This window comes from Dryocola sharpae (assembly GCF_051307055.1).
Classification (GTDB): Bacteria; Pseudomonadota; Gammaproteobacteria; order Enterobacterales; family Enterobacteriaceae; genus Dryocola.
This window is the reverse complement of record NZ_CP149994.1, coordinates 3614688-3628906: the sequence shown is the minus strand read 5'-3', so window position 1 is coordinate 3628906 and position 14219 is coordinate 3614688. Positions and strand designations below refer to the sequence as shown.

The 14219-nt window shown below is 46.0% G+C and carries 13 protein-coding genes and 1 tRNA gene; 8 read left to right on the top strand and 6 right to left on the bottom strand.

The features are described from left to right. The first annotated feature begins 116 nt into the window (after nucleotides 1-116). Nucleotides 117-620 carry an ESA_00282 family adhesion-associated protein gene (locus tag WLO31_RS17270; RefSeq protein WP_435927849.1) on the top strand — a complete coding sequence of 168 codons (504 nt, stop codon included), beginning with the start codon at nucleotides 117-119 and terminating at the stop codon, nucleotides 618-620. A 53-nt stretch (nucleotides 621-673) separates the two neighbouring features. Here WLO31_RS17270 and WLO31_RS17265 read toward each other — a convergent pair whose 3' ends face one another. Beyond that, a complete protein-coding gene (locus tag WLO31_RS17265; RefSeq protein WP_435927848.1) occupies nucleotides 674-1714 on the bottom strand; it encodes an aldo/keto reductase in 1041 nt (346 codons plus the stop codon). Between the two features lie 416 nt (nucleotides 1715-2130). Here WLO31_RS17265 and WLO31_RS17260 point away from each other — a divergent pair, with 416 nt between their 5' ends. Further along, nucleotides 2131-2487, top strand: a complete 357-nt coding sequence (locus WLO31_RS17260) for a DUF1971 domain-containing protein (RefSeq protein WP_435927847.1) — start codon at nucleotides 2131-2133, stop codon at nucleotides 2485-2487. A 70-nt stretch (nucleotides 2488-2557) separates the two neighbouring features. Here the strand turns inward: WLO31_RS17260 and uxuA are convergent, their stop codons facing one another. After that, nucleotides 2558-3628 carry a mannonate dehydratase gene (uxuA, locus tag WLO31_RS17255; RefSeq protein WP_435927846.1) on the bottom strand — a complete coding sequence of 357 codons (1071 nt, stop codon included), beginning with the start codon at nucleotides 3626-3628 and terminating at the stop codon, nucleotides 2558-2560. Between the two features lie 474 nt (nucleotides 3629-4102). Here uxuA and uxaC point away from each other — a divergent pair, with 474 nt between their 5' ends. Together uxaC and WLO31_RS17245 are read left to right on the top strand one after the other, a co-directional pair. After that, nucleotides 4103-5509 (top strand): glucuronate isomerase, encoded by a 1407-nt coding sequence (gene uxaC / locus WLO31_RS17250; protein ID WP_435927845.1) that lies wholly within the window; start codon nucleotides 4103-4105, stop codon nucleotides 5507-5509. 23 nt (nucleotides 5510-5532) lie between these two features. Further along, a complete protein-coding gene (locus WLO31_RS17245) occupies nucleotides 5533-7071 on the top strand; it encodes an MFS transporter (protein WP_435927844.1) in 1539 nt (512 codons plus the stop codon). Nucleotides 7072-7910: 839 nt separating this feature from the next. Here the strand turns inward: WLO31_RS17245 and WLO31_RS17240 are convergent. Then, on the bottom strand, nucleotides 7911-8507 hold the full coding sequence (locus WLO31_RS17240) for a helix-turn-helix domain-containing protein (protein WP_435927843.1): 597 nt from the start codon (nucleotides 8505-8507) through the stop codon (nucleotides 7911-7913). 535 nt (nucleotides 8508-9042) lie between these two features. On the opposite strand from WLO31_RS17240, the gene WLO31_RS17235 reads away from it, so the two are divergent. Further along, nucleotides 9043-9942, top strand: coding sequence for a winged helix-turn-helix domain-containing protein (locus WLO31_RS17235; RefSeq protein ID WP_435927842.1), 900 nt, complete (start codon nucleotides 9043-9045; stop codon nucleotides 9940-9942). Nucleotides 9943-9946: 4 nt separating this feature from the next. Then, nucleotides 9947-10429, top strand: a complete 483-nt coding sequence (locus WLO31_RS17230; protein WP_435927841.1) for a hypothetical protein — start codon at nucleotides 9947-9949, stop codon at nucleotides 10427-10429. Nucleotides 10430-10735: 306 nt separating this feature from the next. On the opposite strand, the gene WLO31_RS17225 is transcribed toward WLO31_RS17230, so the two are convergent. Together WLO31_RS17225 and WLO31_RS17220 are read right to left on the bottom strand one after the other, a co-directional pair. After that, nucleotides 10736-10942, bottom strand: coding sequence for a hypothetical protein (locus tag WLO31_RS17225; protein ID WP_435927840.1), 207 nt, complete (start codon nucleotides 10940-10942; stop codon nucleotides 10736-10738). A gap of 198 nt (nucleotides 10943-11140) precedes the next feature. Next, on the bottom strand, nucleotides 11141-11740 hold the full coding sequence (locus tag WLO31_RS17220) for a helix-turn-helix domain-containing protein (RefSeq protein ID WP_435927839.1): 600 nt from the start codon (nucleotides 11738-11740) through the stop codon (nucleotides 11141-11143). A gap of 697 nt (nucleotides 11741-12437) precedes the next feature. Here WLO31_RS17220 and WLO31_RS17215 point away from each other — a divergent pair. Further along, nucleotides 12438-13331: a winged helix-turn-helix domain-containing protein gene (locus tag WLO31_RS17215; RefSeq protein WP_435927838.1), complete on the top strand. Its 894-nt coding sequence runs from the start codon at nucleotides 12438-12440 to the stop codon at nucleotides 13329-13331. 1 nt (nucleotide 13332) lies between these two features. Further along, complete coding sequence (locus WLO31_RS17210; protein ID WP_435927837.1) at nucleotides 13333-13812, top strand: hypothetical protein; 480 nt, start codon at nucleotides 13333-13335, stop codon at nucleotides 13810-13812. 184 nt (nucleotides 13813-13996) lie between these two features. Here the strand turns inward: WLO31_RS17210 and WLO31_RS17205 are convergent. Then, a tRNA-Phe gene (locus WLO31_RS17205) sits at nucleotides 13997-14072 on the bottom strand. Between the last annotated feature and the right edge of the window lie 147 nt (nucleotides 14073-14219).

The following is a 14219-nucleotide window of genomic DNA, read 5'->3' as shown; positions in this document are numbered from 1 at the left end:
TGTTGGGCAACATTGGGTAGTGTCCTTTAATATCAAAAGCCTGCTGGACGCATTTTGGGGCGGAATGTCAATATTATGATGCCTTAATTCTACAGTAAAAAACACAGGAGTTTCTGATGCACAGCGTTTTCTATTTCATTGTGACCCTGCTGATGTTGTTATGCATCGTACTGCTGTTAATGAAAGAGATGTCCCCCGCGCAGGAAAGCGCGACTTCAGGGAAATTAAAAGAGCTTTCTGCCAGCAGCGCTGAAGAACGCGAAGACTATTTTTCAATGCTGATGTCTCGTATTACTCCGGATTACTTCTGGCGCGTCAATAGCGAATATATCGACTTTACTTATGCCACCATAAAAAGAATGCGCATTGATGAGCTGACCACCAGCCCGGAATTATTTAATGCCCAGCGGCGGTGCAGCGATTTGAATTCAGCAGTATATAAATATTATGACAATATCAAAAAGCGCTGTGCTGAAGGAGAGCATGTTTCTCTCTGCGATATAGAAGTGCTCAATTTACGGCAGTGCTTCAATGAATTAAGCCACGAGGCGTATCCCGCTCTGGTGGCCCTGGTCTGGCCGCATTACCAGCGTCCTGTCATAGACCTGGCCGACGTATAGCGACACGCTGAGATCGACAGGGCGGGTAAGCAAAGGCGCCACCCGCCGGAAGGTTATTTGTCTGAAGAAGCCTGCCAGAGATTCAGCTCGCCATCCGCCACGTGTTTATCTATGGCGCTGAGCTCTTCGGCGCTGAAACGCAGATTCTCCAGCGCTTTCACATTCTCTTCCAGCTGCTCCGGGCGGCTTGCGCCAATCAAAACGGACGTTACCCTTTCATCTTTCAGCAGCCAGCTAAGCGCCATTTGCGCCATGGTCTGCCCGCGCCGTTGCGCCATCTCATTAAGCAAACGCAGGCTGTTCAGGTTGGCTTCAGAAAGCATATTTTCCGTCAGCCCGCGTGCTTTTTTCCCTTCGGCCTGCATACGCGATCCGTCTGGAATACCGTGCAGGTATTTTCCGGTCAACAGGCCCTGGGCCAGCGGCGTAAAGGCAATACAGCCCGTACCGTTTTGTTCAAGCGTATCCAGCAGGCCGCTCTTATCAACCCAGCGGTTTAGCAGATTGTAGGAGGGCTGATGGATGAGTAACGGAATTTTCCACTCGCGTAGCATCCCGGCGATTTGCTGCGTGCGTTCCGGGGAATAAGAAGAGATGCCGACATATAACGCTTTACCGCTTTGCACGGCCTGGGCTAACGCCGAAGCGGTTTCTTCCATCGGCGTATTTTCATCAACGCGGTGCGAATAGAAGATATCGACATAGTCGAGTCCCATGCGCTGCAGGCTTTGATCAAGGCTTGCCAGCAGGTATTTGCGCGAGCCGCCGGAGCCGTACGGGCCCGGCCACATGTCGTAACCGGCTTTGGTCGAGATAATCAGCTCATCGCGATAAGCCGCAAAATCCTGGCGCAGCAGGCGGCCAAAGTTCTCTTCAGCCGAACCGGGAGGAGGGCCGTAATTATTGGCTAAATCAAAATGGGTGATGCCTGAATCAAACGCTTTATGCAGCAGCGCACGTTGTGATTCCAGATTGCTGATATACCCAAAATTATGCCACAGGCCGAGGGAAAGGGCGGGTAATTTCAGACCGCTGCGGCCGCAACGGCGATACTGCATGGATTCATAACGGGAGGGGGAAGCCTGATAAGACATAATGACTCCTTAGCGAATTGATAGGGTTTTAAAACATTGTTCCATTTTACTCCGTACAGCTGCTTAACCCCAGGCGAAGAGGCTCAATGGTGAAGGTGGATCACACTGTGATAAAAAGAAGCTTAAACCGGGCGGGCCTTATCGCTGGTTGCCCATCTCACCGTGAACTACGCTTAGCGCTACACTGCCCGCCCTCTTACAGGCATAGCGCATCCGCAAGTAACGCATGCTGCATCTTACCTGTCGGCGTGTGGTCAAAATGACATTGCTGAGTCAATCGGACCATTTTGGCATAGTCATTATGACTCGCCCGCTGCATGCAAGTAGATGTATTCACATGTTAAACAACGGCTTATAGTTCTGGCATGCGTATTGCTTTAATAAGAATAGATTTCATTTACACTGTGGAGAACCTCATGGCACATCGCATCCCGGCAGATTACAAACATACCCGTTCCACACCTTTCTGGAATAAAGACTCCGTACCGAAAGCGCTGCTCACTCACCACAACACCAAAAAAGATGTCTATGGCCGCCTTTCCGTGATGGCCGGGGCGGTAAAGTACATCGGCTTTAAAAACGAAAATGACACCACGCCGGAAATTGAGGTAGTCATTAATGAAGGCTGTTTTGGCGTAAGCCCGCCGCAGTACTGGCATCGCATCGAGCTGCTGACCGATGATACCTATTTCAATATCGATTTCTTTGCCGCACCGGAAGCGCAGCTGGACGGCAAAGGATTTGGGCAGGTGGTAAGTACGGCTAAGCGTTGAGCTCCAGCTGTGCGGATAAGAGTAAAAACCAGCCGCATGGCTGGTTTTTTAGCAGAAACGTGGCAGTTTATTACTGCCCTTTTTTACTCAGCGCTTCCCAGAGCCCCAGCAGATAGGTTACGCCCAAAGCGCGATCGTAAAGACCGTATCCCGGGCGGCCCGTTTCGCCCCAAATGAAGCGACCGTGATCCGGACGGATATAGCCATCAAAACCGTTGTCATGCAGCGCCTGCATAACGCGGTACATATCCAGAGAACCGTACTGCGATGGATGCGCTGATTCGTAGAAGTCTTTATCCTTGATCAGCTTAATATTACGGACGTGGGCAAAGTGAATACGCTTACGGCGAGTAAATTTGGCAAGGATCTCATATACATTATTATCCGGATCTTCAGCGATGGATCCTGTGCATAGCGTGATGCCGTTCGCTGGCGAATCTACGGTATCGCAAATCATCGCCAGATCGGCATGATTTTTTACAATGCGTGGCAGACCAAAAATAGAGTATGGCGGATCGTCCGGATGAATCGCCATCTTCACACCGACCTCTTCACAAACCGGAATCACTTCCCGGAGGAAATAAAACAGATTTTCCCGCAGCTTATCGTCATCCACATCGCTATAGCGGGCGAATAATTCCTGTACTTTTGCCAGGCGCTCAGGTTCCCAGCCCGGTAAGGCAAAGCCGTTAGAGTTATCCAGCACTTCCTTTACAACTTCTTCCAGTGACTTATCAATACCATGCTTTTCAAAAGCCATGGTCAAAGAGCCATCTGGCAGAACGTAGTTCATGTCCGTTTTCATCCAGTCAAATACCGGCATGAAATTATAACAGATGACCTTTATGCCGAAGCCGGCCAGATTACGGATGGTCTGTTTATAGTTTTCAATGTAGCGGTCGCGTGCTGGCGCGCCGATTTTGATGTCATCGTGAATATTGACGCTTTCAATGACTTCCATTTTCAGCCCGGCGCCGTGCGCCTGCTCGATTAGCGCTTTAATTTTTTCAACCGGCCAGACTTCTCCTGGCGGAACGTCATACAGCGCTCCCACCACACCTTCCACTCCCGGCACCTGCCGGATATGCTCCAGCGGGATCTTATCTTCCTGTGGCCCAAACCAGCGCATTGTCATCTGCATTTCGCATCCACCTTATTCATCGCGTTATGTCCTGCTGAAAATAGTACCATACTAGTATCTTTTTTCTAGGGTATTCAGCAATCGCGCTTTGATCAACCCTATTGTGAAAAAAATTAACGATGGCAACGGAGAAAAAGGCGCTTCCATCGCGCTGCCCGAGTTTCACAGCCGAATAATTTATTTATGAGTTGTGGAATTGATAAAATATAGTGAACACGCTGTATTAATTCATTGGCCTCTTCCATAACGTTTATGGCAGCAAAATTTATTGATTTTCCCCAGGGTTATTCCCCTTATTTTTACCAACGGCAGGATAGTATGACTTGAGTCACAATTTTCCTACGCATTCTTGTATGGTAGTAGACTCAAAGAAAATGACAGGTGTAACGTGAGCGCCACAAAAACCATTTGCGCAAAAATTTCAGTAGCGGGCGGATATGGTTTACCGAAACATAATCCTTGTGTGGAGCTACGATGACGATGATTAATAGCTGTTTCATGATAAATAACGAACCGGGACGGCGGTTGTATTCTGAAGTGGCAAAAACGTTGCCTGTTATTGATTACCACTGCCATCTTGAAGCTAAAGCCATCTGGGAAAATAAAGCTTTTAATGACATTACCCAACTCTGGCTGGAAGGCGACCACTACAAATGGCGCGCTATGCGCGCAAACGGAATTCCGGAGCGGAAAATTACCGGGGACGCGCCGGCAGAAGAGAAATTTGAGGCGTGGGCGCAAACCGTTGAGGCCAGTTTTGGCAATCCGTTATATCACTGGACTCACCTTGAGCTAAAAAATTACTTTCATATCGATGAAACTTTAAGCAGCAAAAACTGGCGTAGCATTATGGAACGGTGCAATGAACAGCTGCGCCATAAGGATTTTTTACCCCAGGCATTAATTCAACGCTCAAACGTTGAGGCGCTTTGCACAACGGATGGCCCGCTGGACGATCTGGAATATCACCAGCTACTGTCAAAAAAAGCGGATTTTTCCACGCTCGTGTTGCCGACCTTCCGGCCGGATGAACTGTTCGAAACTGACCCGGATCGTTTCCTGGATTTTATTTCCCGTCTGGCACAGAAAACCGGCATCGCGATAACCTCCCATAGCGAATTCCTGGCGGCGCTCGAAGCGCGAGTGGAATTTTTCCACACTACCGGCTGCCGGGTTTCCGATCACGGTCCGCTGGCGCTGCGTTTCCACAGGCTTGACGAGGCCGGGCAAGTTGCGCTGTTTGAGCGTCGTCTGGCGGGCGAAGCGCTGGGTGATGATGAGCTTCAGGCGTGGGACAGCGCTATCTTTGTCGCATTAGCCAAAATGTATAAACAGCGCGACTGGGCGATGCAGATCCACTTTGGCGCCATTCGTAACAATAACGCGTTAATGCTCGAACAGGTCGGCATCAATAGCGGCTTTGATTCCATTGGCGATCAAACGCATCTGGCGGCAAGTCTGAATGCGTTGCTAAGCGCGATGACTGAAAATAAAGGTTTGCCAAAAACTATCCTCTATAACCTCAACGCCAGCTACAACGATGTGGTCGCTTCTGCCATCGCAAACTTCCAGAGCGGCGAAGAGGGAGTGAAATCCCCGCTGCAATTCGGCTCCGGCTGGTGGTTTAACGATACGCGACGCGGCATGGTTAATCAGCTCAACACCCTTGCCGATCAAGGCCTGCTGTCAAACTTTATAGGCATGCTCACCGATTCACGCAGCTTTGTCTCCTACACCCGACACGATTATTTCCGCCGCATCCTTTGCGATCTGATCGGCGGCTGGGTGGAAAGAGGGGAAGTGCCGGAAGATAACGGAATCCTTGATTCCATGATTCGCGGCATATGCGTGGAAAACGCCCGCCGCTATTTTCGTTTTTGACAGGCCAGATTCAGGGATAAACTATGATGCGTAAGAGCAGAAAAGTCACAATTCCCGTCAGCATCGGCTACGGTATGACGGATATAATGGGCGGCGGAGCATTTACCGTTATTGGCGCATGGCTGCTTTTCTTCTACACCACCTTCGTTGGCTTATCGCCGGTTGAAGCGGCATCCATTGTTGCCATCGCCCGTATTGTCGATGCGGTCGTTAGCCTGTTTATGGGCAGCATCACCGACCATTTTTATAAGAACTACCTGGGCAAGAAGTTTGGCCGCCGTCGTTTCTTCCTGTTGATCGGCGCGCCGCTAATGCTGGTTTATATCCTGCTGTGGCTAAACGGCATGAACTACTGGTTCTATCTTTCCGTCTACCTGGCGTTTGAGATTATCGCCGCAGTGGTATTGATTCCCTGGGAAACATTACCTTCTGAGATGACCAAAGACTTCAATGACCGTACCAAGCTTTCGACCTGTCGTATGTTTCTTTCAGCTTCCGGCACTTTCCTTGCGACCTTTATTCCGGGCGTGCTGATTGGCCAGCTCGGTGAAAAGAATGCCGAAGCTTATCTGATCAACGGCGTGGTTTTTGCCGTGATGTTCATGCTCTGTGTCTTTATCTCCTGGAAAGTTACCTGGGAGCGTGAGCTGACGCCGGAAATGTTGACTGAGTTAGAAAAAGATCGTAAAGCCACGAGCGCTGGCGAGAAGCTTGTTGCCCTCGGTAGCCTGTTGAAAGAGTATGCTTCTACGCTAAAAGTTCGCGCATTCCGCAAGCATCTGGCAATCTATCTTTTCTCCTTCACCGCGAAGGATATCTACAACACCGTATTCGTCTTCTTCTGCGTTTACTGTCTGAACGTTTCATCCTCGCTTGCGGGAACGCTGTTGTCGATGAGTATTGTCGGGCTGCCGGTAACGCTGCTGGCGGGTATGGCCATCATTAAGTACGGTCCGTCCCGTCTTTACGTATTCGCTTACAGCTTAATGATGCTGTGCCTGGGCGGCTTCTTCCTGGTTTACCAGTTCCCGACCGAGCATAAAGTCATGCTGCTGGTGCTTCTCGCCGCTGTGTATCAAATTGGGCGCTGCGTGCTGGAATTTACCCCCTGGAACGTCTTCCCGTTTATTCCGGATATCGACGAAATGATCACCCGCCAGCGCCGCGAAGGCCTGTTTGCTGCGGTTATGACCTTCTCACGCAAGACGACGGTAGCTATTGCAACCTTTGCTGTCGGTCTGCTGCTGCAAAGCGGTGGCTTCGTGAAGGGTAGCCAGGTACAGCCGCAGGAAGCGGTCACAACTATTGCGCTGCTGCTGTTTGTTGGTACCGCCGCGCTGCTGCTGATTGCGCTCTGGCAGGCGCTGACCTTCCACCTGAACAAGCGGACGCATATGATTTTTGTGAGCGAGATTGAGCGGCTGAAGGCAAACGGACTTAAACAAGATGTGACGCCTGAAGCGCGCCATATTGTGGAGGACCTCACCGGTTACAGCTATGACGAACTGTGGTGCGGGCCCTCGCCAAAAGGAGATAAATTGGCCACCTCAACCCTGAGTTAACGCTTAACGATAAATGCCGCCAGCAGTGGCGGCAGTTATTTTTTTACTGCGCGGTTACCCTTTAATTTTTTCAAAAATATCGGAAGCATATAGCGCTTAACTTACCTGAAAACGCTCTCGCACACGCGATAATACAGAAGGTTAGTTTAGCTTCCCGGTTCGGTGTGCAAAATGCGCACGTAGTAAACGGTTCACACTGTCTTCGTTCCCGGGAACGTTGAGCATAGTGCTACCAAACTGCGCTACCTTTCAAAGGGCTTTATACCGTTTATCGAAAAAGCCGATCCCTGATTGCAATCAGTTCCGCGTCTCTATTCTTTAGGGTTCACGATTAATTAGTGCATGATCATATGTAACAAATTGATTATGAATGATTATTTTGGTAAGGGCTCTGTTCGGTAAGCAAAATCGTAACGCTAATAAAATATCATTTAAAATAAGTTATCATCAATTATTGGCTTGAAAGAAAATTATCTCTGATAAAAATGTTTTAATTAATGACTGAGGCCGTTTCCAGTAATGTTGATTAAAATAATGACGGACGAGATAAAGAAAAAGCATTTAAGGGAAATCGGGATGGTGCGTTAATGCAGATGCAGATGAAAGTGTTACGGCTAACTATAAAAGGTTGTAGCTAAATCCATTATCTCGCCGGTATTGCTTAACTAAGCGATTAAAGCACGGCAGGGTAATCATAAAGATAATATGGGCTTTCGCTACTAAAATAATAGCTCCGGAAACTCCCACGTTCAAATGATCTGGAGGCCACGGAAGATAGGATAGGGCGGCAGTTACGGCTATTAAAGAGTTGCCAGTATCAGATGCTGATTTTTATTAAGCTAGTTGGTCAGAAATAGCAATAGTTCGGTGTTATTTTTCAGACCAAGCTTTCTTTTAGCTCTGCTCTTCAAGGCACTTACTTTTCGATAGGTTAAATGCGTTTTTTCAGCGATACGCTGATTTCTTCTGCCTTTCTGGATCTCCTTCAATATCAGCCATTCAAGCGCTGTTAAGCTTAATTTCTTGTTAAGGGCTTTTGGCGCCTTTTTCGCAGACTCCAGCAGCTGGCTAAAGTGTTTTTGCCAGCTTTCTACTGATTCATCAAAACAAAAAAATGCGTCTGAATAATCCCTGACTGGCGATAATATTGTTGTATGCGATGAATACATGCACAGGAAGAGATGAGGAAATTTTATTTTCAATTCTGTAATGTATCGGAACCAGTTCATCCCTGCCATAGCCTGATTGCAGTGTATCAGGATGACAATGTCAATCCTTTGCGTACTAAGCAAGCTGGCAAGGTCTGTATAATGATTAACAGATGCGGTGAGCTTAACGCTTTCTGTACACTGATTTATTAAACTTTCTAATCCCATTAGCGCATATAAATTGCAGCTTACTAAGACGATATTTTGGCAGTCCATATCTTTTTTCATTCTTACTCCCTTCTTCTTTTCCAGCACGCGCCAGGCTTCCTTTAACCCATGATCTGGTGGTACGTGTGGGGTCGTCGCCTGCGCCACCCACAATAAGCGATTTCAGAAGTTTTACATCTCATTTAAGCTTATGTTTTATCCAGAAAATAGATTTAGCATCAGAGCAGAATAAATCAGATTTGTATGTGGCAATGCGGAGCAAATGATGATGTTGGCTGACGAGCGCGCTGGTAAGCACGGATAATAAAAATATCTGTATTACTAACTTATAATTTTTCTAAATATAATGTGTGAGATTAATAGATGTTATTGTAAAAGCGTCGATCTTAGCGAAGTCTATTTCATTGCTGTTTTTAATATATAGAAATATGATTTTTTATTTAATTTCGTGAACTTTATTTAATATGCCTTGGCTAGTCGTTCACTCAGGCGTATAAGTGCTTCTTACTATTTTACCTGTCCGTGAGCTATGTAGAGTTTAGAAGATAAAAAATTAAACGCAAATATCTTATCTACGTAAGTAAATGCTTACATCATGTTCCAGAATGACCGGGGTTCGCCAACACAAGTTATGCATAACTATTACATTATTAATGAAGCCGTAGAGTTTCATCCTGCAACGAGTACGCTGCGTGATATTCATAATCCAGACGTAGTGGTAACGCTTAACTCCCCTGCGGGGCGCTGTTTACTGTTATTAATTTCCCGCGTGGGGACTATAGTAACCCAGCATGAGTTTATGGATATCGTCTGGAAACAGAGCGGCATGAGAGTAACATCAAATGCTTACTATCAGAACATTTCTGTATTACGTAAGGGATTGAAACGTATTGGTTTGGGGGAAGATATTATCGTGACAATTCCCCGCATTGGCCTGACGTTAGCGACAGGAACCTCGATCAGAAAGCTTACCGCTGAAACAGCGAAGGATACCAGTCATGAGATGGCGCGCTCCGCTGGCATTGCTGCAGCTGCGTCTGAAGCGCTGGTGGAGGAGTCCTATAATGTGGGAGATGAAAATCGCACGGATAAACTGCACCTTATGGAAATAATTCCTGCACAAAGCGTTTCATCCGGGAGCAATAAGATAAATAAAGTATACCGTAACCGGTATTTATTGGTGATGCTTACGATCATTTCAGCGTTCATTTTTATGGCTTTCTATGGTTTCATTAAGCTGAAGCCTGATTATTTTGCTGATTACATCTCCGCTAAATCCATTAAAGGCTGTGAAATATTATTATCACAGCCGCTTGCGGGCAAGTCCGATCAAGGGCATGCTCAGGGGTTCGGCGAAAGGTTTATTCACGATTGCCAGAGCTATCCCTGGATTTACGTCACAAGGATTCCAAACCTTTCCCGCACGTCGGTCATTCGATGCGATAAGCCTTTTCAAAAATCCACTTCTTGCATTTCTGAGTATTTTATCGAGTAATATCATGAAAGTTAAAATGGGTATGCTTATCTTACTTGTAGTGCTTATTCTTTTTGCTGCAGGGCGACTGTTATACCAACTTAAAGTTAAACAACAGTTTTCATGTCAGGCCGCCTTGATACAGCATAACGAAGATTCTTCCATAAATTTATCGCTAAAATTTATGTTTAAAAACGGTTATGGGATCGTAACGCTGAATGGCCAGTCCTCATCGCCCGAAGGATTGACTAAGAAATTTAACAGGAAAATATACTTTACCTACAGGCATGATGGTGAGTTTTACCCGCTGACCAGTAAGAAAATTTTAAAATACCCGGATGATAATGTCGCGGATGCATGGCTGGAGAGATATTTTCCTGCGTTTTACATCAGCAGCGGACAAGATATTTACCTGAATATTATTCGTCAGCGGAATGGGTACAATATATTTTTTCATGAGGTTATTCCCATTTTTGTATGTAAGGAAATAAATATGTCAGGCCGTTAACTTTAGCCGCCTGACCAGGCGATATTTTTGCGCTGTACCAGTAACTGATTCGTTGTGCCTGCTGCAGAGCAATTCAGCACCATCGTTATTAGCCCGCTACAGTGATAAAAAAGCTGTACGCCAATGTACGCCAGCACAAAGGAATAGAGTCGCCTGTTAAAGCCATCATGAAAGGGGATTCGATGATGTAATCTGGAAGGTAATGGCTGCGTTGGCCACATGGTACTTGCTGAACGCTGGCGGTATCGCTCCACGCTGAAAGCATAATATTTGCAGCCACTACTGAACTCTCATGACCAGCGTCGGTCATCGTTCGGGAAGAAAAAGCGATGCCAGATTTCCAATCCAGAGCGCGAATGCTGCTGCTTTTCCACCCGGCCATGAATGTCCTTTGATTTGCCAGGCCTCAAGGGTAACGCTGTTGTCGTCACGTGAAATCGCCCTTCTTTTTGTCACAGTGTGAAACCAGAGCGGCAAAGGGAAAGGGGCGTTTTTAGCGCCAATCAGAAACATGGCGTTTGCCCCTTCTGGCGAGGATGGATGCCGGCAGTGGCGTGGTGACCTGCTGACAGGCGCTATCCAGTTAAAGACTCTGGCCACTGCGGTGGCATTTAACCCGGCCGCTCATCAACAGAATCTTATTATCTGTATGAACCTTAAATTTTAATGTTCTCGTTTTGGTATGACAAGGTGGTTTTCTGGGCGGCAGAGTCAGCTGGTTAAAAATACCAGCAAATCTGTCTTATTCCTGAGCCCTAATTTTCTTATCGCTGAGTTTTTTACCGCGCTGACGCGGCGATAAGAAAGCTTCTCGCTCTTTGCGATATAACTTATATTCAGTCCTTTCTTTAACCCCTTTAACACCCGCCATTCCGTTGCTGTGAGTGATAACGCCAGCGGTTTCGACTTGGGTAAATAGCGGCTATCTATCATTTTTAATAAACTGGTACGCCAAAAGTAAATGGGATCCTGTAGCGATATATAGGCATCGATATCTCCACGGACCCACAGCAAAGAGTTAGCATGCGCTGAATACATGCAAACAAGTGATTGCGGGTAGGCCATCCGGATTTTACTAATGTAGCGTAAACAGTTTAATCCAGAATATCTTTTTTCAGTTCCTGAAAGGAATAAAATATCTATTTTATCTGCTAATGGTATATCAAGAAGTGTGGGATCGCTAAGGGAGAATTTTATCGTAATTGTCGCATCTATTCCCTGCAATAAAGAAGCGATCCCCTGGCGCGCATAATGATCGGCACCCAGAAGTGCAACATTTAAATAGCTTTTAATTTCATGTCCATTAATCATATTATTCCCTCAGGCGATGAAAGTTATGTGACAGTTTAAAAAATAAACGGTATCGGCATCTATCTTCTAAGCACGAAAACAATCAGCTACGTTAAAACACTATACATGGGGCGTTGCATAGATAATCTGAAGTAATCTTAAGTTATATTAACTTTGAAGGCTTATCTGGCCATCAGGCCGCTGCCATGATGACGCGGAAGCCGATTTTTGGAACGGGGAAAGTTCAGATACCGTCTGGATCCTGCGCCAGTTCTGATTGAAAAAAGATGCTTAGAGATTGGACAGCATGTTTCAGTCACCGCTAGCTGCAATATTTAACTGCTAAAGCAACCACGGCGTAATTATGAGATAAGTTGCTAACGCCAGGATCGGGCTCAAATATATACGCTTTTTATGCGTTTGCTACAGGTTGCCGCTATCTGTTTATGGATGCGAGCATATCAGGAAAAATTAGATAAGTGCAAAGGGCGCTGTTGCAAGGTAAACTCCTCTCGTAAAGAGTCTGATGTTCATTATTACGCAGCGGTTAAGCAGCAAAATGAGGAGATGAAAAATAAGAATTTTCGCCTGTTGCCAATATGTACAGTTTAAGCATTATCAGTCACATTGTTTGTTAGCGCTTAGTTTCTTTTACTTTCTTTTTTCATGTCCTGTTTAGGATATTACGTTCCTTTATAATCTTTTATTATGGGAGTTTGTGATCGATCCTATGCATAAATATTATGTTATTAACGAGGCCGTTGAGTTTCACCCCGCAACCAGCAAATTGCGCGATCTAAACCATCCTGAGAATGTTGTGGTTTTAAACTCTCCGGCGGGCCGATGCTTATTGTTATTAATCGAAAGCGAGGGGAAAATTGTTACCCAACAGGAGTTTATGGATATGGTCTGGCATAAATGTGGGATGATGGTGTCGTCCAATACTTACTATCAGAATATCTGCATTCTAAGAAAGGGATTAAAAAAAATTGGTTTTATAAACGATCCCATTGTCACTATTCCACGCATTGGTTTAACTCTTGCAAGCAATACGAAAATAATCATAAAAGAAGTACCCATCTCCGTACCGTTAATGAAACCGGATGATGAGGCAGCAGAGGATGACGCCTTACTGTTAATACCCGATCCTGCCTCAGAATTGCAGTCGCCGGAAATCTTCAGCCCTTACGAGCGTGAGGAAGAGGAGCCCAGATCGTTTAGCTTAATCGAAGGTGAAACCCATATAACGCCTGCGGCTAACGTGCCCGGACGTATTAAATGGCTGGTCGTCATTATCTTCAGCGTCATCATGCTGATGGGGATGGCTGTCATTAGCTTAGGGGCCAAAAATGAGAGTCATTATTTTGACCGTTATCAATTTGTCATCACCGAGCACGGGTGCCGTTTTTTTCTTAATAAAGATATTTTGGCTAATGCTGACCGGGATAAGGCATTAAGCTATGGGACGCAGTTTACAGCCAGCTGTAGCAACTTCCCCTGGGTTTATATTAACAAATACGCCGCCTTACCAAGAGCCTCGGTCATTCGCTGTAATAAGCCGATGACTGAATCTAATCGCTGTATTTCTGACTATTTTATTGAGGATCGTTAAGATGAAGCGATATCAGCTGGCAATTTTCCCGCTCTTTTTTAGCCTGGCCCTGGCCGCGGTATTAACAACTTATTTTTTGTGGCAACGTTATTACGAACGACAGTTCTCATGTGAAGCACATTTTGTTCAGCATTTTCCTGATGAAACTCTGGTGCTCTGGCTAAGCTATAGATTTGGGGAGACGGGCGGGATGCTCAGTATGCACGGCTATTCTCAGAACGATGCAGAAAAAAAATTTAACCGGAAAATTTTGTTCAGTATACAGAGGAAGGACAACATCTATCATTTGCACTCAGAGAAAAATTTAAAATTTCCTGATGATAAGGTAGATGACAGCTGGCTGGATAAATATGAACCTGCTTTTTTTGTTTATCCCGATAAAAATATTTATACGCAAATTCATAAGCAGCAAAACGGTAATTATCTGTTTATGTTTTCAACGCTGCCAACCTATGTCTGCCTGAGTCGTCAGAAAGGATAGCAGGGTGATGGAAAAGGTTGTTAACTCATTTCGGCTGTTAAGGTAGTTACGAGGATGACGGCCGATAAAACAAAGCGGGAGCTGCAGGAGGTTCTGTCTTTCGTGGGCAGGACGAATAATCCGGATGAAAAGTCCATGCTCCAGAAAGCAAAAAACCAGCCATAGGGCTGGTTTCTTTAAATAGTGGTGCCCGGACTCGGAATCGAACCAAGGACACGGGGATTTTCAATCCCCTGCTCTACCGACTGAGCTATCCGGGCAACGGGCCGCATTAAACCGTAAAGCCTTTTCTTCGTCAATGATTTTATAGGGGAAGGGCATGCGTTTGCATGAATAATGTGCGCTACGTTGTATCCCCGTTACGCCGCGCGTCTTGAACCCTTGTTAAGAAGGTGCCATGATTGCTC

Coding starts and splice junctions, on each gene's coding strand:
- WLO31_RS17245 (WP_435927844.1), top strand. CDS start 5,533: ATGATGCGTAAGAGCAGAAAAGTCACAATTCCCGTCAGCATCGGCTAC.
- WLO31_RS17235 (WP_435927842.1), top strand. CDS start 9,043: ATGTTCCAGAATGACCGGGGTTCGCCAACACAAGTTATGCATAACTAT.
- uxaC (WP_435927845.1), top strand. CDS start 4,103: ATGACGATGATTAATAGCTGTTTCATGATAAATAACGAACCGGGACGG.
- WLO31_RS17270 (WP_435927849.1), top strand. CDS start 117: ATGCACAGCGTTTTCTATTTCATTGTGACCCTGCTGATGTTGTTATGC.
- WLO31_RS17210 (WP_435927837.1), top strand. CDS start 13,333: ATGAAGCGATATCAGCTGGCAATTTTCCCGCTCTTTTTTAGCCTGGCC.
- WLO31_RS17265 (WP_435927848.1), bottom strand. CDS start 1,714: ATGTCTTATCAGGCTTCCCCCTCCCGTTATGAATCCATGCAGTATCGC.
- WLO31_RS17260 (WP_435927847.1), top strand. CDS start 2,131: ATGGCACATCGCATCCCGGCAGATTACAAACATACCCGTTCCACACCT.
- uxuA (WP_435927846.1), bottom strand. CDS start 3,628: ATGCAGATGACAATGCGCTGGTTTGGGCCACAGGAAGATAAGATCCCG.
- WLO31_RS17240 (WP_435927843.1), bottom strand. CDS start 8,507: ATGAAAAAAGATATGGACTGCCAAAATATCGTCTTAGTAAGCTGCAAT.
- WLO31_RS17225 (WP_435927840.1), bottom strand. CDS start 10,942: ATGTTTCTGATTGGCGCTAAAAACGCCCCTTTCCCTTTGCCGCTCTGG.
- WLO31_RS17230 (WP_435927841.1), top strand. CDS start 9,947: ATGAAAGTTAAAATGGGTATGCTTATCTTACTTGTAGTGCTTATTCTT.
- WLO31_RS17220 (WP_435927839.1), bottom strand. CDS start 11,740: ATGATTAATGGACATGAAATTAAAAGCTATTTAAATGTTGCACTTCTG.